This is a genomic window from Alteromonas confluentis, from assembly GCF_001757105.1.
GTDB classification, from domain to species: domain Bacteria; phylum Pseudomonadota; class Gammaproteobacteria; order Enterobacterales; family Alteromonadaceae; genus Alteromonas; species Alteromonas confluentis.
Genome location: NZ_MDHN01000013.1, coordinates 80,855 through 106,517 on the forward strand (window position 1 = coordinate 80,855; position 25,663 = coordinate 106,517).

A 25,663-nucleotide genomic window follows, 5' to 3' on the forward strand; every position below is an offset into this window, starting at 1 on the left:
CTCCTAATGTTTGGGGCGATCAGTAATGTCGCCCTTGTCGAGGTCGTAGCGTTCCAGCTTGGAGCGTAAACCGACCCGGGACAGGCCCAGTTCTAATGAGGCGCTGCTTTTGTTCCAGCGGTGACGAATAAGGGTTTCCCGGAGTATGCGTTTTTCCAGCATCTCCACGCGTTCTTTCAGGGTACCGTCGAGATTCGCCAGTAACTCCAGCTCACCACGTTCGGATTCCGGGGAGGCGCGCAGAATACGGCTTTGCAGCAAATCGGCAGTTAATGTATCTCCCTCTGCCATCACCAACATACGGCGTACCTCGTTTTGCAATTCGCGCACGTTACCCGGCCAGTGATAGCGGGCCATACAGGTCAACGCTTCGTCACTGAAGCCGTTCACTTGTTTATCAAACTGCGACATGGCGAGAGTAAGGAAATGATTGGCCAGTACTGGAATATCGATTTTGCGGCGAGACAGTGCGGGCAATTCCATGGGCACTTCAGCGAGGCGGAAATATAAATCCTGACGGAAACGGCCAGCGCGAACTTCTTCTTCCAAATCGCGGTTGGTTGAGGCAATCACCCGCACATTGATTTTGCGACGCTGTTGATCGCCCAGACGACGAATCTCTCGTTCTTGTAACACGCGCAGCAGCTTTACCTGAAAGGCCGGGCTTATTTCGCCAATTTCATCAAGGAAAATGGTACCGCCATCGGCTTGTTCAAACAGACCTACGTGATCGGTAATGGCGCCGGTAAAGGAGCCACGCTTGTGGCCGAACAGCTCTGAAGCCAGCAGCTCATCGGGCATAGCGCCGCAGTTTTCCACCACAAAGGGTTTGTCGGCGCGCAAGCTGTTGTAATGCAACGCTCTGGCAAACAGCTCTTTACCGGCACCGGACGGACCGCTGATCAACACTGACACATCAAAAGGCGCTATTTTTTCCACCTGCGCACACACGGCATTCAGTGGACTGTTCTCGTGGCGCTTGATCCCTTCCAGACGAAAGCTTTGCTGTAACTTGCTGCGTTTGTGTTGAACCCGCGACTCTGACTCCATTTCTGTGAGTCGCATTTCCATGTTCAGCAAATCGTTTTCCTGCTGAAACGACACCATGTTACAGGCGCTACGCACGGTGGAAATCAGATTATCCGGGTGCCAGGGCTTGGTAATGTACTGGAAAATCCCGGCGTCATTCAGGCCACGAATAATATCTTCTGACTCGGTGTAACCCGACAGAATAAGTCGGCCCACCTGAGGCCAGCGTTCTCGCACTTCTGTGAGTAAATCTACGCCGGTACGCTCTGGCATACGTTGGTCGCACAGAATCACATGAACCGACTCGCTTTCCAGTACCGACAGGGCTTCCGACGCATTTGCAGCGGTGAATACATCAAAGTCGTCATCCAATGTGCGTTCAAGGGTTTCCAGTGAACGCAATTCATCATCAACGCAGAGTACCGCCGGGCGGCTGGCAACGGCGGTCATAGCAGATCCCGGAGGCTGGCTGCTTCCGCCTCGAGTTTCTCTAAACGCTGTCTGATGTGTTTAGAGCGATGCGCATTCAACCAGGACAGCCAGGTTTCCATGCCTTCGCCACTTCGGGCAGAGATCTGGATGATTTCAATGTCTGGATTAACCTGACGGGCATAGTCGATGCACTTGTCTAAATCAAAATCCAGATGTGGCAGCAGATCGGTTTTGTTCAGCAGCATCAGCTTGGCGGCATGGAACATATCCGGGTATTTCAGCGGTTTATCTTCCCCTTCGGTAACCGACAAAATGGCGACCTTGGCGGCTTCGCCCAAATCGAAAGCCGACGGGCACACCAGGTTGCCTACGTTCTCAATAAACAACACGCCGCCAGACAGGTTGTCGAAGTTTTCCATGGCATGACCCACCATGTGGGCATCGAGGTGGCAACCTTTACCGGTATTTATTTGGATAGCGGGCACACCGGTTTCGCGAATGCGGTCAGCATCATTAGCGGTTTGTTGATCGCCTTCAATCACGGCCATTGGGAACTGTTCGTCGAGGGCTTTGATCGTTTCTGTGAGCAGTGTGGTTTTGCCGGAACCCGGACTCGATACCAGGTTCAGCGCCAGCACCGAGTCGCGGGCAAAAGCGGCACGGTTACGGGCGGCGTACTGATCGTTTTTACCCAGAATATCCTGCTCAATTTGAATCATCCGCGACTGACTTAAACCTGGTACGTGGGCATGGGCCGGGCCTTTACCAAAGTGAATGTTGTGACCTTCTGCATGCACATGGCTGTGTTCATGATTGTGGTCATGCCCATTGCCATGCCCAAGAGAATGTGTGTGTGAGTGACCGTGGCTGTGCTCATGAGTGTGAGCATGGCCATCATGCGCATGATGGTGGTGACCATCTTCATGCTGGTGGTGATGACCTTCAATTTTTACTTCACCTTCGGAACAACCGCATACAGTACACATATCAGGCTACCTCTAATTCTTTAATTCGCATTTCATCACCCTGGGTTACTTGCAACTGGTAACTGCCGCAATGACTACAACTGTCATAACGTTGGGTAATAGAGACTGTTTCGCTGCACTGCAGGCAGTAAGCCACGCCAGGGAGCGAGATGATGGTGAGTTTGGCACCTTCTGCCAGACTGCCTTTCATAACTACGTCGAAGCAGAATGTCAGGGCATTTGCATCGATATTGGCCAGTGGGCCGATTTCCAGCCACACTGCTTTTACTTTTTCGTACTGCTGAGACGCGGCCTGATCTTCTAAGACCTGAAGAATGCCTTCAGCAATGGACATTTCATGCATGGCTTACCTCACTTTTCCAGCTCACGCAGGGATCTATCATTTTTATCATTGTGTCCACCACGGTGGTGGCATTGTCAGCGTCGACTTTCATACCATTACACACAGAGTACAATGATCCTCGAGGATGAAAATTCCATTCTGTGGGTGCCACAATAGCATAATCCTCTATGACCCACTGTTCACCAAGCTGTCGCAGCTCCACTTTATGCAGCAAGGTACCTCGGGCCGTTTCTGTTAAGCCTATGCCATGGCGTTGTATTCCGGCGTCGGGCAGAAGGCGGCGCATGTTTCTGGGTATGGTGGCAAAGTCGTTGATTAGGGCGGACAACCGATTAACGAATACATTGTGGTCTTGATTGCCTGCCCGGACGAAACAACCGGATTCCCGCGGTTTGCCATTGATCGACGGGAGCTTACAAAATGCTGCCCTGTCGCCGTTATCAAGTTCGTCTAAAACACTATCGAGGTCTGTCTGTACCGAAAGATCCAGTGTGTCTGCCCCTGCACCGAAGGATAAGTTATTGAACAAGGCGGCTGTCTCGGCGTGATGGTTTACTACCCATTCTCTAAGCCATACTGGATTTTTAAGTTCGCCCAATGGCGCGCTGAACATCGCTATGATCAAAGTTTCCAAGGCGGCAACGTGGCTGTTGTAGTCCTCGGTGTCTTCTTTTGCTGTGGCGTTAAGTTGTAGTGACCAGCTAGCCTTTTGATGACAGTGGGCAAACCAAGCGGTAAGCCTGCCCATAATCACGTCTTTACCGGCCACCCAATGTTGCAGCAGGCTAATGCCCAGTTCTCTTGCCGATTCAGCCATAACCAGAAATGCCCTGGCCCGGCGGGTGGGCTCTGATACGGTGATAGACTGCGCCGACTCCATCGCTTTTAAAGACGCTACGGTTTGCGCGACGGCACAAACATTAAAGATGAGCGGTAATGCCCCAACAACCTGTTCCACCGGCTTATCACGAAACCAGGCAGTGAGATGTCGGGGACGACTGTTTATGATGTCTGCAATGGTCAGTTGGCCCTGTTTCCACACGGCACTTACCTGGATTTCCCCGGCACTGAACGACGTCACAGTTCCACCTCGTTATCTAATCCGGTCTCGTTATCTAACCCGGTAACGGGAGCAGAAAATTTGCCACGCATGAATGCTCTGCGACTGACACCGGGCTCGTCTGTTGTCGTCAACTCGGACGCGGCCAGCGCTTTTGCTTCCGTTTGCGCCGCATCTTCCCTCGACGCCTGCTCATTGATGATCTCAGTGCGGCGCTGATGCTCGTCTTTTAACAACTGCCGCTCTGACACGCTATTTTCGTCTTCCTGCATAATGAAACTTAGCGCACTTATCGCGACATCTTCTGCAACGGACTGGGCTTCAAATTCCCACATGGGCGAGAACAAGGAACAAATTCCGTAGCGACCCAGGGCGCTATCTTCTGACGCGGTAAATTCAAACATGCCGGAAGGCAAGGCTAACGCAAAGGTTTCACCACAGTCAGGCAGCGCAGGATGCAGCAACAGTAAGTTCATGCACCACGGCGTTACCACAGCAAACAGCGAATGCTGACAAGGTGTCGCCACCGCGTCACTGCAAAATACTGACAATGCGGGATTGTACACCGGCAGATCGCACATTTTGCTATCGGCTTGCTGATAGAACGCCATGATGTCAGTGCGTGTTATCATCAGTCTTTTCCGGTCACCATGAACTGATCTTTATCACCATCGCACTGAGGGCAGCGCCAGTGTTCGGGCAGTTGCGTAAATGGCGTGCCCGGTGGGATCTGTTCAATATCATCACCCTCGGCGGGGTCGTACACATACCAGCAAATCTTGCATTCCAGACAGGCGTCGTCGCTGATACGGCTGGCATCACCCATAAAACTGCCTTCAAAGCCCTGATAGTTCATGCTGTCCTCACACGAGTACGTCACGAATTTCGTGCAGGCGCTCAGCCGAATCTTCCAGATCTTCCGGTGCCGCACAGCCCACCGCTGGAATATCTACTATCTCGAGGGTATCGAGAATTAACTGATCGGTGCTGTTGTAGTACTGCACACGCCACAGGTTTTCCACGTTGGTGGCGGTGATGCGGCAGTTGCCATAACCTCGCGACAGCATGGTGACAGGACCTGTGCCAGTGAAGTAGGTTAAACAACCATGATCTTCAGGAGAAAATGGCAGCAGCGACAGATTGATTACATGGGGGATTGGTGTTTTGTCCTGGCTGTATTTCTCTGACACTTCCGCAATTTCTACCAGTACCGACGGCGCGTTCAGCAGGTTAGTTGGCAGGCTGGCAAGTTTGGGGGTAAGTGGTTCTGCCTGACTAAATGCCAGTTCGCGGACAGCTGCAGGAATGTCGGCAACTTCAATGATGTCTGAGGAAAGTTCCTCACCAATCCACGAGCGAACACGCCAAACACCGGCCATCACCGTTTCCTGAATTTGATATGCTTCGGTACCCTCAATACGGATACTGACCTCACCTTCTCCTAGCAGGTTGTTCAGCAGGGAAAGATCTGGCGCAGGCAGCGACTTAATACTGAAGCGGCTTGAAGGCTGGTCGACTTCGTAGTGGTCTAACGCATGTTGTAGCTGCTCCAGCACGGCAACAGCCTGCGGACAGGACTGTACATCTTCAGCTTCTGGCAAAATAGGCATGTCATACGTGTGCATTGCGCCCGGCATTTTCATGTAGTCGAGCACCATATCGCCCTCGTCCTGGCTACCCGGACCAATTGGTACTGCACCGACATTACGAATTGGAATTTGATTGTCCATAGTGATCTCCTTGTAAGCGCCGCCTAGTGGCCGCAGCTGGCTGGGCCAGGGTTAAACACAACCGGGGTACCAATGCCCGGATCACAAGTAGGCTCTTTTGAAAGCAGGTCGGAAATCATCGACATGTATTCGTCCCAGTTGCGTACTTTGGTAATGTCGCCGAGGTATTTCCCTTGTTTCAGAAATACCAATGCCGGGTAGGCGCGAAAATTATAGCGACCGCGTAGCTCGCGCTCATAATCGGTAGACACCACGGCTGGCGTTAGCTTTGGAAAGGCTTTAATCAGTTCTGGCAAAATCACCGCCACGTCATTCGATTCGGGGAACTGTTTGGGTTGCTCAGTGAGAAACAGTACTGAGAATTCTTCTTTCTGAATGAAGGACTCAAAATTTTCTTCCGACAGGTGCGGGTAATTCAGTTCTTCTATCAGTCTTTCTACTAATGGTGAGGGCATGGGCTGACTTCTTATTTAGCGTGTTGTTGAGTTAACCGGGTTTAATTGAGACTTCAGGTGTTCTGGCAGTTCCGGCTCGCGATCATTAAGATCAGCGAACAGCGACTGGTCATATTCAAGGGTGCCATTCATTACCTGAGTGAGTGCTTTTAATGCATCGGCGATATTCTTTGCGCGATTTGCAGACACGACTTCCCGGGCGGCTCCAAGAAAAACCAGCACCCAAGTGCCTTCTTCCTGTGGGCCAACGAGCTGCATGTCTACCCATTGCTCATCCTGACTATCACCACACAGGGCGCGTAGGCCGTCGTTCTGAATAACCTGAAGCGGAATGCCGGTACACATTAGTGCGCCTCCTGTTCACCTTGAGCTGGCGGGAAAAAGCGAATATCACCGGTGCGGCAAGCCGAGGCTTCATCCGGTCGACCCTGTTCGTAATCGCTCAGATTCAGCTGTTCGGGTGACAAGGCATGGTTATTGGTTTGCTGCTTCTGCGCGGTAATGCCGAAGTCTGTTAAGTAGTTCAGGGCGGTATCGATGGCGGGTTCGATTTGCGCTTTGACCACATCTCGCAGACTGCCGCCGAAATCTTCCAGTTCTTCCGGCTGACAGCCAACCAGCAGTAAGGCTGACGGATAGTTGCCAGTGAACTCGGCCATGGCCAGTACTTCCTGGAACCCGGTTTGGTGAAGGCTCATTTTCTTTGCGCCCATGAATTTGGGCACATCATCGTTGTATACCACTTTCAGCGTGCCGGGCGCTAAACCATAGTCGATGGCATCAAACACCACTAAAACATCGGCTTCCTGAACGTGCTGCACCAGGTAAATTCCCTGGGTGCCACCGTCCATCAGCTTCACATCGCCTTCAAACACATAGTCCTGATTAAGTGCTTCGATGCAGCGTACGCCAAAACCTTCATCGGCCCAAAGCACGTTACCAATGCCTAAAATTAATACTTTCTTACTGTTCATACCCGCCTGCTTATCTTGTTGTTCGTTAAAGGGCTGTAAAGTAATGTTTAAAATTTTTGTTTTTTCGTCTTTCAGGTATTACAAACTCTGTGCCAATCGAGGGGAAAGGCAGAAAGCCAGTACTGGCGGGGTGTAACGGGGAGCGTTACAGAACGTGATAAATTTTTATTGGAAATTAACTTATCAATTTTATGCTATATCGGAAAGTTTCTTTTCTTTTGCGGCTTGCAGCGCTTGATAAAGATCCCAGCGTTGTTGTTTTTCGAGCCAGAACATGGCGGGTGTTTTTAAAAACATGCCGAGGCGCAATGCGGTATTAGCTGAAATTGCGCGGCGACCCTGAACGATTTCATTCACCCGGCGACGGGAAATTTTCAGTTCTGCCGCCAAATGAGACTGGGTGATTTTCATGGGGGTGAGATAACACCGGGCCAGAAATGCGCCGGGATGCTCGGCTTTTTTACAGCCAGGGTTGCAGGGTGAGGTGATGGAATTGATGTCACACATGAGCAGGGAATACGCGCCTGCAAAGGCGCGTATATTCTCGATTAGTCCGGCTTGTCATCTTTGAACATGCGCCAGCCGCTTATCATGGTGGAGATCAGGCTTTGGCGTGACATGATGTCTTCACGGATGGCCACGTACACGTGGATCATGATGAAGGTGATGATCCACCACATGCCCACACGGTGCCAGGTGTGTACATCCTGACTCTGGCCAAATAGCGGGATAACCCAACCAAACATCACGTCGGCCCAGCTGCCCTGACCGAGGCCTTCGCTGTACAGTGCGAAGCCAGTCACGATCATAAAGATAATGCCGAGCACGAACAGTACAAACATACCCAGTTGCGCCAGCGGGTTGTGGCCCACGTACTTCTTCGGCGTTTTCTCTATAAACGAGTACCAGCGGATCTCGTGCCACACTTCTTTCCACCAGGCTTTACGGAAAACCTTGGGATAGAAAAGCTCTCTGGCGTGGCTATTGCCCACAATCGCCCAGTAGATCCGACCGATAAATGCAATAGTCACCACGTAACCCGCGGTAAAGTGCGCGAAACGGATATAGCCCATCAGAAAGTTCTCACTGGCCTCACCCGGCTGCGTTGGCAAAGGCACACCAATGAAATAACCGGTCACGCACAGTGTCAGCACGCTGAGTACGGTAACCCAGTGCCACAGTCGTAATGGCGCTTCGTATACGTAAACCGCGGTCTGCTTACGCACCAGTTCTTTCTTCGTTCCATCACGATGATTATCGACCAGCTCTTTTTTCTCTACGGTTGATGTCATGACGTTCTCCTGCGTTAGCGCAATGCCCTAGCGAACCTTAACTTTTGTCAGTTCCTGACCGTCTTCTGCCATTACGTGGGTAGAACACGCCAGGCACGGGTCAAAGCTGTGCAGGGTACGCAGAATCTCAACCGGTTCATCAGGACGTTCCATGGGGGTGTTAAGCAGCGAGGCTTCAAAGGCACCAATGTTGCCGTTGGCATCGCGAGGGGAGCCGTTCCACGTAGTCGGTACCACCGCCTGATAGTTCTCGATTTTACCGTCTTTAATTTTAATCCAGTGACCCAGCGCGCCACGCGGTGCTTCGTTTATGCCCACACCTTTGGCTTCTTTTGGCCAGGTGCTCGGGTCCCATTTCTCAACGTTAGCCGTCGATGAGTCGCCGCCTTTAATGTTGGCAACTAACTGATGCCAATCGTCCAGCATGGAATCCACACAGAGTTCAGAGTCCAGTGCTCTGGCGAGGGTACGGCCTAAGGTAGAAGGCAGGAATTGTTTCAAGCCGAGATCCATGCCGGTAGCGGAGTTGAATGCGTGCAGTGAGCGGTCAACCTGCTCTTTGATATATTCCTTACCGGACGCATAGCCGATGATATAACGGGACAGCGGACCCACTTCCATGGCATGACCTTTCCAGCGTGGCGACTTGATCCAGCTGTACTTGGCGCTTTCATCCAGTTCTTTAATGTTGGTTTTGGTGCCCTTGAAGTTCGGACCCAGTTCGAATTTCGCTTCGGTTTCACCATCCCACGGGTGCAGACCTTTCGCGCCATTGGCGTACTGATACCAGCTGTGATCAACGAACTCCTGAATTTCATCCGGGTTACGCACATCTACAGGGTGGATTTCGTCCCAGTTGCCGCCGATGATAGCGCCTGCCGGTACCAGATCGGTGCTGCGATCGCCGGGCACCACGGTGTGTGTGCCGTAGCTCATCACGTTGTGCGCCGCCAAACCGCCACCATACAGCCAGTCTTTGTACAGCGTGGCAATGGCGATCACGTCAGGGATATACACGTTTTTAATGAAGGCTTCGGCTTCGCGGATGCGTTCCAGTACAAAGTTCAGGCTGGTCATGTTCACCGGTGCGCCAGACGAGCCGGTGCCGTCCAGGTTAATGGCACAGGCCACGCCGCCTACCATGTAGTTCGGGTGCGGGTTTTTACCGCCGAAAATGGTGTGGATCTTAACGATTTCCTTCTGCATATCCAGCGCTTCCAGATAGTGCGCTACCGCCATCAAATCCGCTTCCGGCGGCAGTTTGTATGCAGGGTTGGTCCAGTAACCGTTGGCAAACAGACCTAACTGACCGCTTTCAACGAATTTCTTGATACGGGTTTGCACATCTTTGAAGTAGCCTGGGCTGGATTTCGGATGGGCAATGGACACTTTTTTCTGTAGATCGGAGGTTTTCACCGGATCGGCTTTCAGCGCGTTAACCGGGTTAACCCAGTCCAGCGCGTGCAGGTGATAGAAGTGCACCACGTGATCGTGGATATTCAGGGTTTTATCCATCAGGTGTCGGATAATGTGCGCGTTCAGCGGGATATCGATGCCCAGCGCATCTTCTACCGCACGGACACTGGTCAGTGCGTGACAGCCGGTACAAACACCACAGATACGTTCTACGAACGCCCACGCGTCGCGCGGATCACGGCCTTTCAGGATCACTTCCAAACCACGCCACATGGTACCGGTAGATACCGCGTTACGAATAATATTGTCTTTATCGACGTTCACTTCGCAGCGCATGTGACCTTCAATGCGGGTCACCGGATCGACCACAATCCGACGGCCGCTGTTATCCAGGCTGCTTGAATTTAAATCATTCATTATTCTTGTTCTCCTTTATGCTGTGCGCGCTTCACAGCACTCGCTGCGGCGTGGGCAGCAATGGCGGCACCAACGCCACCGGCAACAGTCATACCGATTTCATCGGCGTTTTTCTCAATACCAAATTGTTTGATGTCGGTGAGGCGATCGTAGAACGAGCCTTTGTCCCAGAAGCCGTCTTCGGAACAACCGATACAGCCGTGACCAGCCTGGATGGGGAACGAGGTACCTTCGTTCCAGCGTACCGTAGAGCAGGCGTTATAAGTGGTTGGCCCTTTACAGCCCACTTTGTACAGGCAGTAACCCTTACGCGCGCCTTCGTCATCCCATTGCTCTACAAACTGGCCCGCATCAAAGTGCGGACGACGGTAGCATTTGTCGTGAATACGTTGGCTGTAGAACATCTTTGGACGACCCTGGCGGTCAAGCTCCGGCACACGGCCGAATGTGAGCATGTAGGTAATAACACCGGTCATGACCTCGGCGATAGGCGGACAACCCGGCACTTTGATGATGGGCTTGTCTTTAATGACTTTGTGGATAGGCACGGCCTGAGTCGGATTTGGCTTGGCAGCCTGTACGCAGCCCCACGATGCACAGGAACCCCAGGCAATAATCGCGGCGGCATCTTTGGCCGCGTGTTTCAGCTGGTCGAGGAACGGTTTACCACCAACGATACAGAACATACCGTCTTCATTCAGCGGCGGGTTACCTTCAACGGCGAGAATGTACTTACCCTTATACTTTTGGATGGTCTCTTCCAGAATCGCTTCGGCCTGATGTCCGGCAGAGGCCATCAGAGTATCGTCGTAATCCAGCGAAATCATCGACAGCACCACATCTTTTACCAGCGGGTGGGCTGAACGAATGAAAGATTCTGAACAACAGGTACATTCCAAACCGTGTAACCACAGAACGGGCGTCCGCTCTTTGGTTTCCATGGCATGGGCAATGCGAGGTGCGAATGCCGGGCCAAGGCCCAACGCTGCCGCAGTCAGGCTGCAGTACTTAAGAAAACTTCGACGGGTAATTCCCTGCCGACGCATGACGTTATAAAAAGTTTCCAATTGGGACATGGTGGGTCCTCCGCATACTTCTGCTGAAGACGAAATAATCTCGCGTGTACCGTGCCTGTTCGATGATTGGGTATTAAGCAAGTTATCCGGCTATTCAGCGGATTTTTGTTTTTTTGTTTGGTGCAACAATTTCTTTAATGCAACCAGACAGATAGCAAACACCAGACCAGATCGGAATTGCTATTAATAACAGTAAGTTAACAATTTCAGAGGCGGGAATTGGTTTGTTAGCTTTCCACTGGAGAACGAAACTGGAAAGTCGGTTATCAGTATAAACAGAGGTGTTCAGGCAGGCGTTGTGCGGGCCAGCGTGATCAGCGCCTGACCAAAAGCAATCCCGGCATCGTTTGCGGGAATGCGCCGATGGCTGAGTACGGTGAACCCAGCTTGCTGCAACTGCTGTTGAAGCAAGCCCTGCAGTAAACTGTTCTGCATGACACCGCCGGAGAGAACCACAGTACGGAAGTGTTTCTGCTTTTGGATATTCTGCGCTAAGCAGGTGAAGGACGCTGCCATTGATACATGGAATCCCTTGGCAATATTGGCCTTATCTTCGCCCTGTTCGAGCGCGTCTATCATTTCCAGTAGCATGGGGCCGGGATCAATATGTCCTTCTTTATCGGGTTTCAGAGTAAACGGCTTCGCAGGAAGCAGCCCGTTCTCAGCCAGTTTTTGCAGGGCAACGGCTGCCTGACCTTCGTAGCTGATCTGATTGTCATAACAACCAAGCAGGGCAGCAACTGCATCGAATAAACGCCCGGCAGAACTGCTAAGTGGACAATTGAGCTGCTTATCTATCATCTTCGCCAGCGTGGCCGCCGTGGGAGAGACCAGAGTTTTTGATAGTCCGGGAATCGCGTTCACGCGTTCTCTAATGTCTTGCTCACTCAGTAAGGAATATAACTGGCCGAACAGACAACGCCAGGGCGCGAGAATTGCCTGTGTGCCGCCGGGTAGTGGTGCGGGTTTGAGTCCGCCCAGTCGTTCTGCTTGCTGATAGTTGCCAAATAGCACTTCGCCGCCCCAAAGCGTACCGTCGGTGCCAAGACCCGTGCCGTCAAGGCAAATGCCGAGGAGGTTTTCACTGCTCAGTGGAACACCGTTGTCGCCCATACAGGCTGCCATATGGGCGTGGTGATGCTGAATCTGACTTACCGGTGAATCAACACGAAACGGAGAATCTTCTTCATCGGCACAGCGACGTGCGTAGCCACTGGAAAGGTAATCGGGATGCAGATCGCAACATATTTGTGATGGGGAAAACTGATATAAGTCCCGGTACAGTGCCAGCGTTTGCTCCCAGGCATCGAAAGTACGGGCATCACTGAGATCGCCCATGTGCTGGGAGATTACAGCGTTGGACCCCTGGGTCATGCAGAAGGTGTTTTTCAGCTCTGCTCCCAGTGCCAAAATGGTGTGTTCTGTTGAAAAGCCTTCCGGCAGCGGTAATACAAGTGGTGCATAGCCGCGGGCTAGTCGTAGTGGCTGTAACCGGGAGCCCGTTTCATTTGGTAGCACCTGCATAACGGAGTCATCCACCCGGTTGTGGATAGGCCGGTTATGCATCACAAATACGTCGGCAATATCACATAGCTGGCTTCTGGCATCCTCGTTGTCGATGGCTTGGGGCTGCCCAGAGGCGTTGCCGCTGGTCATTACCAACGGGAAGTCCACCGCGTCCATCAGTAACAGGTGAATGGGTGTGTAGGGCAGCATGATCCCAAGCCGGTTGGTATCCGGAGCTATGGATTTTGCTAACGGCCACCCCGAGAGCTTATCTGTTTTCTGACTGCCGGACGGTGCCGTCGCACCGGCAGAATCATCGCAGGGAGGAGCAAGTACTACCGGCGCCTGTGGTGATGTCAGCAGCGCCATTTCCTCTTCACCGAGCAGGACATACTGACCGGCGTGTTCAATGTCTTTCATCATCAGCGCAAACGCTTTGTGCGGACGACATTTGCGCTCCCGCAGCGTGTTTACCGCTGTGTCGTTGGTGGCGTCGCACACCAGATGAAAGCCGCCGAGCCCTTTCAGCGCAACGATTTTGCCGTCTGCAAGTGCCATTGCAATATCAGTAAATGGCAAACTGGAAACTAACTTTTCACCCTGGTTATCTTCCAGCCACAGTGTGGGCCCGCAGTCAGGACACGCTACCGGTTGCGCGTGAAAGCGCCGGTCAGCCGGATCCTGATATTCTGCCGCGCAGGTGTCACACAACGGGAAATCCGCCATGGTGGTGCTGGCCCGATCATACGGCAGGGTTTTGATGATCGACAGTCTGGGACCACAGTTTGTACAGTTCAGGAAAGGATACTGATAGTGCCTGTCTGCCGGATCGAATAGCTCGTTTCGGCAGTCTTCGCAGGTGGCCGCGTCAGGCGGACAGCCGGTTTTCACGTTGCTGCTGACGGATTCGGTGATCGAAAATGAGGTAGGTGCTGAGTCGATAAAAACCGGGGTCAGGGTTATGCTGTCGATGCGGGATAAAGGCGGCGCTTCGCGGCGGATTGTGTCGGTATAGTGGGTTATCGCGTTTTCATCACCGAGCACTTCAATCAGCACGCCCTCGCCGTCATTAAAAATATGTCCGCACAGGGATAATTCATTAGCCACTCGCCAGACAAATGGCCGAAAGCCCACGCCCTGTACCAGACCAGTAATTCGGATATGGAAACCGTTGGTTTCAGCCGTTGACATGGCGTATGAATAATCAGGCTAGTGCACCGTGCAAGCCATGCACGGATCAAAAGAACGGACAATGTGCTGCACAGCCACCGGCTCAGTCTCGCCCGGACGCACTGGCGCGCCTTCTAATGCCTGCTCCAATGCACCTGGAATACCGAAGCTGTCTCTGGGAGAAAAGTTCCAGCTGGTGGGGGCCACAATCTGATATTGCGAGATTTTACCCTTTTTAATTTCTATCCAGTGTCCCAGCGAACCCCGGGCCGCTTCCACCAAACCAATACCTCGCGCGCTGTCGGGGAGCTTGGTTTCGTGGCGAAATGGCGCAGAAGGGTCGATGGCTTTCGCCCATGTTTGCATGGCGGGGATCACGCTTGCCAGTTCCAGCAGGCGGGCGACGATCCGGGAATGTACATTCGCGCCGTTAGCAGCAACCAATGCTTCAATCAGCGGGTTTCGGTTCAGCATCTGACGGGCAATAGCGCCGGTTTCCATCACGTGATTATCCAGCCGAGGTGACTTACACCAGCTATACGCGTTGTCGTTATCCAGATCGGGCGTGGTTTCGCCCTGCATTGGATTTACCGGTGCAGATAGGGGCGTTAACCAGCTGTGAGCATGATCTTCCGTTACTGCGGAAATGGTCACGTCTGTGCGTTTACCTTTAATCAACTGGCCCGGTGCAAACAGGTGTCCTTCGGTCAGTGGGTATGCGCCATAACTTAAAAAGTTGCCAGGGCCTTTACCGAGTTTATGCAGCTCCAATTCCTCGCTGATGTGCAGAAAGCGGGTGAAATCGCTGTGATCCCAGCTTTTCGATGCCTGCCACGCATTGAGCTCATCTATTGAAGACAGACTGTTGATGGTATCGAGATTGTCGCCAAACAGTTCAGATTCTAAAAATTTGCGGAACGCCGAAATGATGGTTACCACACGAATACGTTCGGCACGGTCGATAGCACGTGCGGAGCCGTCAGGCTGAATAGTGAGGGTGTGCGGCCACTTGCCCGCCATTAACCCCATCAGATGCAGAAAGACCGCGCGAGCGGGCAGCATGACTGCAGTGGCGCTGCCGGATGTCGCTTTAAAGCGGTTTGAGATTTCTGCAAACCAGGGCTTGTCAGCATACAGGTCGCGGGCAAAGTCTGGCATAAAAAACAGATAGAAATGGGTGAGTAGGTCTGTCATGTTCTCATTAGCGAGAATCAAATTGGTGGCTAACTGGCCGTTACGGGGCATCTCAATACCCATGCAATCAGCCAGTGCCCGGGCGGCAGCAACCGATTGGGTTACTGAACAAATGCCGCAAATCCGTGGCGTGTACACCAGTGCATCTAATGGGGCTTTGCCCAGCATGATTTGCTCGAACCCCCGATAAAGGGTTGAGTTCACCTCGGCGCTGTCGACCTTTCCGTTCTGGATATCCAGGGCAATCTCTAAATCCCCCTCAACGCGGTTAAACGGGCCTGCAACGATTCTGCTCATAGGGTTGCTCTCATTTGTCCCGCTTGTAGATAGTAGGCGGATAAATTAACTGATCGGATACCGCGTTCTGTTTCAGACGGTTGGGGGTGGCGGCTTTCGACAGTGAAGCCAGTGCCACGAACCAGGCTTTGGGCATATCGGCGGGCAAGCCAACAGGAATGCCCGCCACTTTCGGTGTGCGGGTGAAAGTGTGTCCCGGTTCTTCAAATTCAGGTGCAGTACAGTTGATACAGGGATAGCCGCCGTTGGTACAGGAGCCCTGCCCGTTCCACGGCCTGATATTGCAGTCGGCGTGCGCCTGCGTGCCCTTACAACCGGTATTTTCCATCATACAACCGCGATCGCCTAACGATTCAGCGCTGGCTTTGTATTCGTAAAATTCGTTACGGTTGCAGCCGTGATGAACAAGGTGATCGGCGTACATACGCGGACGCGCCAGTTCATCTAAATCGTCATCGGTATGTTCATTCATGGCAATGCTGGTGAGGGTTTCAGTAACCCAGTCTGGGTGCGTCGGACATCCCGCGATATTCACTACCTTATTGCCAGACTGTGAGCGGTAGTCATCGCCAAGTAAGCCGCCAGTTTGCTCGCCTTCGAACTGCAAGCCGGTGGCATCGGTAAGGTTATCTGCAGCGGCGGTTATGCCGCCATAAGCGGCGCAAGAACCGACTGCAACAGTATGACGACTCTTGGCTGCTAACTCTGACACCCATTCAATCATTGGCTTGCCGGTACCGCCCATCACGTGAAAACGACCGGTGCCGTTTGGACCGGTCATCATCGAGCCCTCGATGCACAGAATATCCAGCGACAGGCGATCGTTGAGAATATCATTCAGGATGGCAAGGAATTCGCGGCCGCTGGCTTCGCTTAACGAGGGGTGCCACAGCAAATTAATGTCGGCAGCCTCAAACAGCGCGATGACGTCTGGCGATTCGGCATTCAACAGTGACATGGAACAGCCACCACACCCTCCAGATTGTAACCAGAGTAGATTATGCATCGTCTTCTCCCGGCCCCGGCAACCAGAGTCGAGCCAGTGCGCCACCTTGTTCATGATTAATGATACTGAGTTCGCCGTGGTGTTCAGCGATGATGCCGTAGCTAATGGAAAGTCCTAGGCCCGTGCCTTTTCCTACTGGTTTGGTGGTGAAAAAGGGTTCAAATAAATTGGGAGCATCGGTTTCGCTAATGCCTGGTCCGCTATCTTTTAATGTAACCAGTACACCTTGATGACAAGGCTCTGCACTCAGAATAAGCGACCTTATTTCACTGTCGGCCATAGCGTCAAACGCATTCTGCACCAGATTTACCACTACCTGATGAATTTGCCCAGCGTGTCCCCAGGCATCTAATTTTGGCGGCAACTGATAAGTAATATCAACCGAGAATTTGCTCTCTTTCACAATCCAGTGTGCCGCTGTGCGGATGACATGAACAATGTCGAATGCGGCTTTTGCAGATGCCTGCGTGGATGAAAACTGACGCAGGTCATCGACAATTTCTTTCACCCGAACCGCGCCCTCCATGGTGCCTTCCACCAGTGAGTCGAGATCTTTAATCGCCTTATCCAGGCGCATTTGCGAGCGCATGTCGCGGAGATCTTCCCGGGTGGCACCTTCGCTCACCGCATCGAAATAGGTGCGCAGCTTATTGGTATAGCGCTGTAATACGTGCATGTTGCCGTATACAAAGCTGATAGGATTATTCAGTTCATGGGCAACCCCGGCGACCAGTCGACCCAGGGAAGCCATCTTTTCAGACTGTACTAACCGTTGCTGTGCCAGTTGCAGTTCGGCATGGGCTTCGTTGAGTTCTTTGTAAGCACGCTGTAATTCGCCCACCGGACGGCCTACCAGCACCACACCCACTTTGCGGCCACGGTGGTTAATACGGGGAGAGCAGTTTACCGATAACGGCACATCTCCGAAGCTGCCGTGTAGTACCACATCCACGTCACGTTCAATGTGTTTGCTGTCGACTTGTTTGAGTAGCGGTAAAAGTGGAACACCAGGGCAACTGATGAGCTCTTCTACCGGCGTACCTAGCAGACTGGGGCTATCTTCGTCTGTGAATTCGCTGAGCGCACGGTTTACACCGTCAATTTTGCCGTGGTTGTCGCAAACAATGAGCACGTCGTTCATCGAGCTCTGCACGCTGTCGAAGTAGCGCTGAGCTTCTTCCAGTTCGACGTTTTTGCTCTCCAGTTCTACCTGTGAGCGAACAAGATCGGCATAGGCCTCATCCATTTTGTGGATGACATCAACCCACGCAACATCGGCCTGGATGGCCTGTTCGTTATCGACTTCGTGCTCGTTGGTCATTTCAGACCACTAAAATGAGACATTTCATAGCGTAAAACTATACCGAAGATCCCGGCGGTTCAAGTACCTGCTCAGTAGGTACCGTAAAAATTTATTCGCGATGACTGTAATTTTTTTCAAAATGCCCTGACTATGGGGCAACAAATACACTTTCAGGGCATTTACCCTAAGGACCCGGGAACACCGTTGGCTACCGATTTTGCTGCCGTACTCAAGGAATACAATGGACTGCTCAGCCGTGTTGCCAGTGGCTATGAGGCCAATGAGGCGCTGAGACAGGAATTGCTGCAAGAGATAGCGCTGGCCGTGTGGCAAGGGTTGCAGCGTTTTGAGCATAAAAGCAGTCTGAAAACCTATATCCTTAAAATTGCCCACAACCGGGCGGTAACCCACGTGGCTACTAATGCTCGTATCCCGCGTTCCGAATCCTTTGAGGAGCATGAGGAATCCAGCCCTTCCTTTACCCTTAATCCCGAAGACAATGCCGCACAGGATAAGCAGTTGCAGGCGTTACTTAATATCGTGCGCGAATTACCGCTGCCGGGACGACAGGTACTGACATTGTCGTTGGAAGGCTTGTCTTACGATGAAATTGCCGACGTGTGCGGGTTAACCACCAGCCACGTGGGTGTACTGCTGAAGCGAACCAAAGCCGCTGTTGTAGAGAGGTTAAACGATGACAAATAATACCGATGATCTGGCCGCGCTTTGGCAAACTCAGGAAGTGCAGCCAATCGATGTGGAAAAAATTCAACGTGAATTGCTCATGCAGCGCTGGAAGCAGCGTTTTTACATGCTGGTGGATGTGCTTGGGCCGGTACCGCTGGCGCTCATTCTTTACTATCAATCAGACAAATTACCGCTGTCTGCATTAATCGTTACCTGGGCCACGCTAATTATCACCGTACCCTTCGTCATTTACTTTCTCTGGCTGCGTCGTCACGCTGCCTTCACCACGGCCGTCGATACCCAATCGCACGTAAATGTGCTTTATCGTCAGGTGGCGAACAATGTGAAAATTGCGTTTTACACCAAGCATTCCTGCTGGGTGTCGTGCGTGATGCTGTTGCTGTTCTTCGGCGGAGAAATTTTTAAAACCTTGTCTGCCAGTGAGGAAGGATTATCTTTAGTCAGGATTGCGGTTTGGCTGGGGCTAGGACTGGTGATCAGCTTTGGTTGTTTTATCTGGGCCCGTGGACGGGAACGAAAGTTCAGAGCTAGATTAGAAGAGCTGGCTGGGATAAGAAGCCAGCTCGACTAACGGTTTAAGCTGCCCAGTCCTGCTTCTGCATCACCGAGGTCATGCCGCCCACATGGCGAATGGCATCGAGACACTTTTCTTTATCGGTAATAGGGAATGAGAAAATCATTTCATCCACACCAGTGGCTTCCACGAACTGGCTGATCTGCCGTTCCGCCTGTGCAGGTGTACCGACAATGGCAAAGCGCAGGGTATTGTTAATGGCGGCGACTTCATATTCTGAAAGTACCGCATCAATATTGTCGACGGGGGCTGGCATTGGATCGTTTGCCTGACGGCGCAGATTAGCGAACTGCTGCTGAACCGAAGTAAACAAACGCGCTGCTTCTGCTTCATCATCGGCCACCACACTCATTACACCGGCTGATACATACGGTTTGTCTAAATGTGCCGAAGGACGGAAACTGTCACGGTACACACTGATAGCATCTAGTAGCATGTCTGGCGCAAAATGTGAGGCGAAGGAATACGGCAAACCAAGCTGTCCGGCGAGCTTCGCAGAATACAGACTGGAGCCCAGTAGCCACAGTGGAACCTTGGTGCCTGCACCGGGAATCGCGAGAACGCGGTTATCACCTTTGTCGTCAGACAGGTAATCCTGCAGCGCCATCACATCGGCAGGGTAATCTTCTACGCTGGCATTCATGTTACGACGAAGTGCTCTGGCAGTGGCCATGTCGGTGCCTGGAGCGCGACCCAGACCCAGATCGACCCGGTCCGGAAACAGGGTAGCCAACGTACCGAACTGTTCGGCAATCACTAATGGCGAGTGATTAGGTAACATGATGCCACCCGATCCAATGCGAATTTTGCTGGTGGCCTGGCCCACTGCAGCCAGCAATACCGCCGTTGCTGCACTGGCAACACCGCGCATACCGTGATGTTCTGCCAGCCAGACACGTTGATAGCCTTGCTTTTCCGCTTCAGCGGCTATGGCTTTGCTCTTTTCAAACGCGTTAGCCGCGCTCTGACCCTCACCAATATGCGCCAAATCAAGTATAGAAAATGGAATACTCATGGTTTCTCCTCACTGGTTGTCTGATTGCTCTGACTGCGGGATGGCGTAGATTCCCCCAGGAAGAATTCATAATAAAAATCGACGGCGAATACCGATTGCTCCTCAATGGTGGTTTGCACGCCTTCAACAAATAAGCGTGGAAGCAAACGATAACGCAGGGCTAAATCAGGCGGTTCCTGACGACGGCGTAAAGTGCCAGTGGTGTTGTTATCACTGCTTAAACCCACGTCCAGGTTGTACTGCACGGTAAGCCGTTCGTTTATCTGACCGTTAATAGACAGCTTGGTTGAACCGCCATTAGGATTAGATGTGGTGCCAACCGTGAATTCATCAATACCTAAAGCACTGCCCACTTTGTTTTGCAGATTTTCTGTATTAGATAACCCGAAGCCCAACAGCAAACTGCCGTAATCACTGCTCGACGATGACGATGAACCCAAACCTTGACCAGTAAGCAGGTAAGACAGGGTGTTACTCTGATTCATACTGGGCTCAGAGTACAAGGCAATGTTCGGACTGTCAGCGGCACCGTCAATGCGAACACCTGCCACTACACCGTCTGCGGTTTTATTCGGGTCGCGAATGGCTTCTACCAACAGGGAAGGTTGGTCAATTGGTCCATTGAATTGCACTTCACCGGTACGAATAACCAGATCCTGGCCATAGGCCTGATAGCGCCCGTTGAGAATTTGCAGGCTACCAAATGCCACCATGGATGGCTGAGTATCTACTTCGATATTCCCGTGTAGGTTGGCCGTTAAACCAAAGGCTTCCAGCTTCACCTCGCCGAGTTTTTCCTCATCGATATTCACCGTGATATTGGCATTAACCATGTCGAGAGGATCTTCCGTCGGGGGTTCGCCGCGTAAATGCACATCTTTCGACGGCGAGACAGCGCTTGGCGGTAATTCTTCGATTTCGATACGAGCCCAGGGAATATCAACAGAGCCAGAAACGTTGACTTCTCCGGGCTTCACACTCGCCGAAATATCTGGCGATACGTCTATGCTGATATCAGGCTGATTCACGCGGAAGCGATCGCCTTTTAGCTTGATATTGGTTTCAAAACCATCGCTCCAGGCCAGATCGCCACTTAGCGTGCCAGGTCCGTTACCGAGTAAAAACTTACCGTCAAAGTCTGCGCTCTGACCATTGAACGTGATTGACTGTTCCCAATCACCAATGCTGACCGGCATATCTTCAATGTCGACATTACCGTTGCCTAGTTTCAGTTGGCCGGTGACTGAAGGCGCTTTCGCTGAGCCTTCTAATTGCAAATCGCCATTCAGATTACCAGCGAGTTGTCGAATGGCTGGCGACATCGGCTTGAATGGCGCAATCCTGATGTTATCGATATTTACCTTGCCGGTTAGTGGCATGTCATCTTTGGTAGGCTGCATTTCAACGTCGGCGGTGATGTTACCCAACTGCTCGCTCATTAATTTAAGCGTGGATGTGAGTGTGTCGTTCTTGAAGTTACCCTGCGCTTGCAATGTGTCTACGTTCAGTTTCAACTGTTGTTCCGGGCCCATGGTCCAGGTAGATGGGGTAACGGATACATCAAAATTCGCTGTCATCGGGGCGTTAACACCAAACTCGCCCGTTGTCTTTAACGACAACTGCGCGTCGGATGTGGCAGTGAATGTATCAGGCAACAATTCGTGCGCCCACAGTCCCACCGGAACTGAGTTCGCATTTACAATCCATTTGGTGCGCTCATCTTTGTAAAGCACATCTTCAATACACAGCTCGCCTTCATTGCGTGATTCCCAGCAGTTCCGGTGTACTTTCATACTGAACGGCTCTGGGCGCACTGCTACCCGGAATGGCTGATTAAGCTGCCAACGCGTGGTGAGCAGCCCGATTTGACTATCACTGATATCTGCCGTGTAACGATCGTCTTTCCATGCGCCTTTCATGGCGAGTTGCAGTTTGTGTTCAGGGAGTGAAAGGTCTACACCAAAGCTGTGATCGGAAAAGGTCCCTTTAGCATTCACCGTGCCGTTCACCTTGCCCTGTTCAGCGGCGATAGGGCTTAATGTTGCCGAAGCCATCACATCAGTAAGAGTAATGTCGGCGTCGATAATCGGGTCGGTCCATTCGCCCTTCGCCTTAATTTTGCCGTTAACCTTACCAAATACCTGGGGATACAGTTCATCTATGGCGGCAACATTTAAATCGATATCTGCGTTTAAATAACGCTCTTTGAAGATTTGAACCATCGCGCGCACGGTGCTTTCCGCTTGGCTTATATTCAGGTTGGCCACCAGAATATCGTTGCCTTGCGAATAGATAAGACCGCCGTTTACCTCTACCGGTACGCCATCACGCATGCCTTTTATCGACATGTTTCTGATGTTAGCTTCCACCCCTTTGTCGGTAAGTCGCATCAGACTATCCAAGCTACCGTTAATCTGGGTGGGCGCAAAAGGTGATATCTGGGTAGCTGAAATATCACTGACCTTTGTGTTACCCGACCAGCTCACAGACTCATTCAGATACAAGGTGCCCGTATTCACTACCTGCCCTTCGAGGATCTTCACGTTCAGCGCATTAATCGTAATGTCGTTCTGGTTCAGGACTACATCGGCAGTGACCGGTATTGCGCCTATTTCGGCAACATCTGCACCTGAATCAGCGGTAAAGCGGTATGCCCCCATTTCGCCTTGTAGCAGCATGTCGCCTTGCCACAGCTTGCTGTTTTCAACCTGAGGAATGGCCTGTTCTGGCCAGTTGATTTTGAGATCCAGCGGTAGTGTATCGTCGAGAATATTCGCGTGACCGGCTATCTGGGCCGAATACGTGCCGTCCACCGCCACATCCAGATTTAAATCGCGTAGCGAACCGTCGGTGGAGAGCGTTACCGTTTCTTCTATACCTTCCAGTGTGATGCCGGCAGTGGCATCAAGGTTCAGCGGATAGTCTTTTGCCAGCGTAACCGAAGCCGAAGCATCAACGTTAGCCATAGCATGTTCCACGTGGAGCTTATCTAATGCGACATCGCTCTGTTCTAGGGTCAGTGAGTTAAAGGCAACAATGGGGATCTCTTGCAGCGTCGCATCGCCCTGTTTGACTGAAATATCTTTCAGCTCGAAAGATTCCACCGTTACGGGAATGGGAATAATAACCTCAGGCAACGCGGGTGCGGTGTAGCTAAGCGCGTAACTGACGGGCTTGTCTGTGGGCTCAGATTCTTGTGGTGCTTCAGGCAACGTTACTACCAATCCTTCTGCTTTTAACGGCGCCAGGCTAACGGTTTTCCAGGCCGTCCCTTTGGTAGACAGCGACTTAAGCGCAACCTGTTGTGCAAGCAAGTCAATGGATACATCGGTAAGTGTGAGTGCATTCAGCTTTACAGAAACAGGAAGTTCAAATTCGGTAAGCGGTTCACTGTCGGATTCTTCTTCTTCGTCACTAACAGCGAGCTGTTTGAGAGTAAAACCGTCTACAATAAGGTAATCCACACACACTTTGGTGGTGATTAAACAGCCGAGTACAAGGTTCGTTTCCGCTTTCTTAACCGACACCGACCACTGCTCGTTTTCCCAGCTCACGCCACTCACAGTAATATCGCTTAGTATTGTGCCGTCGATATCGTCAATGTGCAGTCCGTCTACTGCAGCGTTCGCAACGTAGCGGATAACCGGCGCACCTAACGGACTGACGATGTACGCGATTAGCACACCAATTAGCAAAAATGGCGCAACGACCCAGAGACTAATCGTACGTTTTCTCATAGCTCGGGCCCAAGAATGAAGTGCAGACGCCAGGTATTTTCATAGTCTGACATGCCTCGTGCAACATAAATCCGCACCGGGCCTATGGGAGACTTCCAGTGAAAGCCTGTGCCCACACCGTAGGCTAAGCCGGGACTACAATCTCCAACCTCAGAATCAGAAGATGAGCCTGTATAATCATCACAGTTATTGCTGACTGAAAACGTGTTCGCAGCGGTACCCGCATCAAAGAAAACAGCGGCCCGCCAGTTGGGAACAACTTCATAAGCATATTCAATACTGCCTGTTGCCAGGTATTTACCACCAATCGAAACGTTATTAATTTCTCCGGTTTCAGGGTCGATCACATCATCTTTTGGTGAAATATCGCGGAAAGCAAAACCCCTTACACTCTGGTCGCCACCGGCAAAGAAACGTAATGAGGCCGGTACTTTTGAAAAGTTGTTGGTTTCAATCGCACCGGCTTCTGCCCGAAGCATAAGCCAATGCCGGTTATAAGTACGCACAATACCAGCTTCTACCACGGCTTTTTGGAAGTCGATATCAGAGCCATAGCCGTCACGCCCAATTTGATAAAAAGCAGAAAAATACGTGCCTTTTGTGATGTTCAGCGAGTCATCCCGGTTTAGATATCGCACGCCATAGCCTGGCATAACTAATTGTGTGGTTTGCGCTGGGTCTGCACCTTGGGTGTAATTTTCCCGAAGATAAGTTAACGACGCATCGAACTGCCAGGGAGAGCCACTATCCTGCCAATAACGATGCCCGGCCACCGTGAGGGTTTCTGCCTCAGTGTTGGTATTGCTGTAATCAATAAACTGATAGCCGCCTTCAATGCTGATGTAGTCATTGTTGATATCGCCCTGTGGAATGCGATAATCCACCGTGAATGACTGCTCAGGCTGCGATAAAAACACCTCTGAACTTACCGAGTGTCCGCGGGAATTCACCCATGGGCGTTCCCACTTCAAACGCAGCCTTGCACCGGTATCGGTGGCAGCGCCGAGACCAACATTAAAAGCATCTCGGGGTTTGTGCACCAGTGTAATTTCAACCGGTACTTCTTTGCCCTGCGCTTCGGTAACCACTGGGCGTGCAATAACCCGGGAAAAATAGCTCGACTGGTTTAGCCTACGATTGAATTCTGTCAGCTTGGCAGAGGTGTAATATTCCCCTTTCTCGAAGGGTTGCAGGCGCTTAATGATTGCCATAGCTTTGTCGTCACCAACAATTTTGATGTCGCCAAATTGATAGCGCTGACCGCTATCTGCAATCATCAAAATGTTGGCTTCGCGATCTTCACGCACCAAGTCAATGCGAGTCGCGCGCCAGTTGAAATCGAAATAACCCCGGGACAAGGCATAGTTAAACGTGGATGATTTGAAGTTTTCATAAACCGGTTGATTCAGCACGTCGCCCTTTTTCAACGCGAAACTGTTAAAGCGCTTACTGAAGTCGTCATCGGTGCGTGCATCGCCGAATATTTCGGCAAAAACATTCACGACTTTTAGTGGCGTATTCAATGTGACATGCAGGATCACGTCGTCGTCTTTCAACTCAACCACAGCCTCACTGTTGTAGTAACCAAAAGGCTCTACTGCGGTGGATACCGTTTTACTTATCTGATCTTGCCAAAACGGATCGCCAAGCACCTCAGGACTCACATCAAGACTGTTAAGGTGCAGACGAATGTTGTCTTCCAGTTTGCTGTCTTCAACGCCTTCAATTTCAACATCGAGGGCTGACGCCTGGAACGCAGTAAAAAACAGAAGGCACGGTAAAACCAGGCGACACCTGAGCGACGCACTGAAAGGACGAATCATAGAGCTGAATGATTCCCTGAAAAGTAATGAGTGGTGGAGCATCTTAGAGTTACCGTAAAACAATTAGTTCACGGTACGACAGACACCAGAAAAACGCGCTGATGGAGAATACCTCAATAA

At 51.6% G+C, this 25,663-nt stretch carries 23 protein-coding genes; 2 read left to right on the forward strand and 21 right to left on the reverse strand.

What is annotated here, in order from left to right; translation table 11 throughout:
• Nucleotides 1–3 precede the first annotated feature (3 nt).
• The 18 genes from BFC18_RS06090 to BFC18_RS06175 form a co-directional block, all read right to left on the reverse strand.
• On the reverse strand, nt 4–1,479 hold the full coding sequence (locus tag BFC18_RS06090) for a sigma-54-dependent transcriptional regulator (protein ID WP_070124403.1): 1,476 nt from the start codon (nt 1,477–1,479) through the stop codon (nt 4–6).
• Nucleotides 1,476–2,447 carry a hydrogenase nickel incorporation protein HypB gene (gene hypB / locus BFC18_RS06095; protein WP_070124405.1) on the reverse strand — a complete coding sequence of 324 codons (972 nt, stop codon included), beginning with the start codon at nt 2,445–2,447 and terminating at the stop codon, nt 1,476–1,478. The genes BFC18_RS06090 and hypB overlap by 4 nt, the downstream gene beginning before the upstream one ends.
• 1 nt (nt 2,448) lies before the next feature.
• Nucleotides 2,449–2,790 (reverse strand): hydrogenase maturation nickel metallochaperone HypA, encoded by a 342-nt coding sequence (gene hypA, locus BFC18_RS06100; RefSeq protein ID WP_170826568.1) that lies wholly within the window; start codon nt 2,788–2,790, stop codon nt 2,449–2,451.
• Complete coding sequence (locus BFC18_RS06105; protein WP_070124406.1) at nt 2,783–3,871, reverse strand: nickel-dependent hydrogenase large subunit; 1,089 nt, start codon at nt 3,869–3,871, stop codon at nt 2,783–2,785. The genes hypA and BFC18_RS06105 overlap by 8 nt, the downstream gene beginning before the upstream one ends.
• Nucleotides 3,868–4,482, reverse strand: coding sequence for a [NiFe]-hydrogenase assembly chaperone HybE (gene hybE / locus BFC18_RS06110; protein WP_070124408.1), 615 nt, complete (start codon nt 4,480–4,482; stop codon nt 3,868–3,870). Before hybE ends, BFC18_RS06105 begins: the two co-directional genes overlap by 4 nt.
• The gene (locus tag BFC18_RS06115; protein WP_245680348.1) at nt 4,482–4,730 is read right to left on the reverse strand and encodes a rubredoxin; all 249 of its coding nucleotides are present in this window, start codon (nt 4,728–4,730) and stop codon (nt 4,482–4,484) included. Before BFC18_RS06115 ends, hybE begins: the two co-directional genes overlap by 1 nt.
• The gene (locus BFC18_RS06120) at nt 4,714–5,580 is read right to left on the reverse strand and encodes a hydrogenase expression/formation protein (RefSeq protein WP_070124411.1); all 867 of its coding nucleotides are present in this window, start codon (nt 5,578–5,580) and stop codon (nt 4,714–4,716) included. The genes BFC18_RS06115 and BFC18_RS06120 overlap by 17 nt, the downstream gene beginning before the upstream one ends.
• A gap of 23 nt (nt 5,581–5,603) precedes the next feature.
• Entirely contained in the window at nt 5,604–6,035 is a 432-nt protein-coding gene (locus BFC18_RS06125) for a thioredoxin domain-containing protein (RefSeq protein WP_070124416.1), read from the reverse strand.
• A gap of 15 nt (nt 6,036–6,050) precedes the next feature.
• Entirely contained in the window at nt 6,051–6,380 is a 330-nt protein-coding gene (gene hypC, locus BFC18_RS06130; protein WP_070124417.1) for a HypC/HybG/HupF family hydrogenase formation chaperone, read from the reverse strand.
• Complete coding sequence (locus BFC18_RS06135; protein WP_070124418.1) at nt 6,380–7,009, reverse strand: HyaD/HybD family hydrogenase maturation endopeptidase; 630 nt, start codon at nt 7,007–7,009, stop codon at nt 6,380–6,382. The genes hypC and BFC18_RS06135 overlap by 1 nt, the downstream gene beginning before the upstream one ends.
• A 189-nt stretch (nt 7,010–7,198) precedes the next feature.
• Nucleotides 7,199–7,516, reverse strand: a complete 318-nt coding sequence (locus tag BFC18_RS06140) for a HigA family addiction module antitoxin (RefSeq protein WP_070124420.1) — start codon at nt 7,514–7,516, stop codon at nt 7,199–7,201.
• A gap of 41 nt (nt 7,517–7,557) precedes the next feature.
• Complete coding sequence (gene cybH / locus BFC18_RS06145) at nt 7,558–8,301, reverse strand: Ni/Fe-hydrogenase, b-type cytochrome subunit (protein ID WP_070124422.1); 744 nt, start codon at nt 8,299–8,301, stop codon at nt 7,558–7,560.
• A gap of 27 nt (nt 8,302–8,328) precedes the next feature.
• Nucleotides 8,329–10,134 carry a nickel-dependent hydrogenase large subunit gene (locus tag BFC18_RS06150; protein WP_070124423.1) on the reverse strand — a complete coding sequence of 602 codons (1,806 nt, stop codon included), beginning with the start codon at nt 10,132–10,134 and terminating at the stop codon, nt 8,329–8,331.
• Nucleotides 10,134–11,210, reverse strand: coding sequence for a hydrogenase small subunit (locus BFC18_RS06155; RefSeq protein ID WP_070124425.1), 1,077 nt, complete (start codon nt 11,208–11,210; stop codon nt 10,134–10,136). Before BFC18_RS06155 ends, BFC18_RS06150 begins: the two co-directional genes overlap by 1 nt.
• 285 nt (nt 11,211–11,495) lie before the next feature.
• A complete protein-coding gene (gene hypF / locus BFC18_RS06160) occupies nt 11,496–13,907 on the reverse strand; it encodes a carbamoyltransferase HypF (protein WP_070124426.1) in 2,412 nt (803 codons plus the stop codon).
• 18 nt (nt 13,908–13,925) lie between these two features.
• Nucleotides 13,926–15,377, reverse strand: coding sequence for a nickel-dependent hydrogenase large subunit (locus BFC18_RS06165; RefSeq protein WP_070124428.1), 1,452 nt, complete (start codon nt 15,375–15,377; stop codon nt 13,926–13,928).
• Nucleotides 15,378–15,387: 10 nt separating this feature from the next.
• The gene (locus tag BFC18_RS06170; RefSeq protein ID WP_070124430.1) at nt 15,388–16,383 is read right to left on the reverse strand and encodes an NADH-quinone oxidoreductase subunit B family protein; all 996 of its coding nucleotides are present in this window, start codon (nt 16,381–16,383) and stop codon (nt 15,388–15,390) included.
• Complete coding sequence (locus tag BFC18_RS06175) at nt 16,376–17,704, reverse strand: ATP-binding protein (protein ID WP_070124432.1); 1,329 nt, start codon at nt 17,702–17,704, stop codon at nt 16,376–16,378. Before BFC18_RS06175 ends, BFC18_RS06170 begins: the two co-directional genes overlap by 8 nt.
• A 132-nt stretch (nt 17,705–17,836) precedes the next feature.
• Here BFC18_RS06175 and BFC18_RS06180 point away from each other — a divergent pair, with 132 nt between their 5' ends.
• Together BFC18_RS06180 and BFC18_RS06185 are read left to right on the forward strand one after the other, a co-directional pair.
• Nucleotides 17,837–18,391, forward strand: a complete 555-nt coding sequence (locus tag BFC18_RS06180; RefSeq protein WP_083272937.1) for an RNA polymerase sigma factor — start codon at nt 17,837–17,839, stop codon at nt 18,389–18,391.
• Complete coding sequence (locus BFC18_RS06185; RefSeq protein WP_070124434.1) at nt 18,381–18,965, forward strand: hypothetical protein; 585 nt, start codon at nt 18,381–18,383, stop codon at nt 18,963–18,965. The genes BFC18_RS06180 and BFC18_RS06185 overlap by 11 nt, the downstream gene beginning before the upstream one ends.
• 4 nt (nt 18,966–18,969) lie before the next feature.
• Here BFC18_RS06185 and BFC18_RS06190 read toward each other — a convergent pair whose 3' ends face one another.
• Genes BFC18_RS06190 through BFC18_RS06200 form a run of 3 tightly spaced genes read right to left on the reverse strand, consistent with a single transcriptional unit; the run spans nt 18,970 to nt 25,543 of the window.
• Complete coding sequence (locus BFC18_RS06190) at nt 18,970–19,983, reverse strand: LLM class flavin-dependent oxidoreductase (RefSeq protein ID WP_070124435.1); 1,014 nt, start codon at nt 19,981–19,983, stop codon at nt 18,970–18,972.
• Complete coding sequence (locus BFC18_RS06195) at nt 19,980–23,720, reverse strand: translocation/assembly module TamB domain-containing protein (protein ID WP_070124437.1); 3,741 nt, start codon at nt 23,718–23,720, stop codon at nt 19,980–19,982. The genes BFC18_RS06190 and BFC18_RS06195 overlap by 4 nt, the downstream gene beginning before the upstream one ends.
• On the reverse strand, nt 23,717–25,543 hold the full coding sequence (locus tag BFC18_RS06200; RefSeq protein ID WP_245680349.1) for an autotransporter assembly complex protein TamA: 1,827 nt from the start codon (nt 25,541–25,543) through the stop codon (nt 23,717–23,719). Before BFC18_RS06200 ends, BFC18_RS06195 begins: the two co-directional genes overlap by 4 nt.
• Nucleotides 25,544–25,663: the final 120 nt, after the last annotated feature.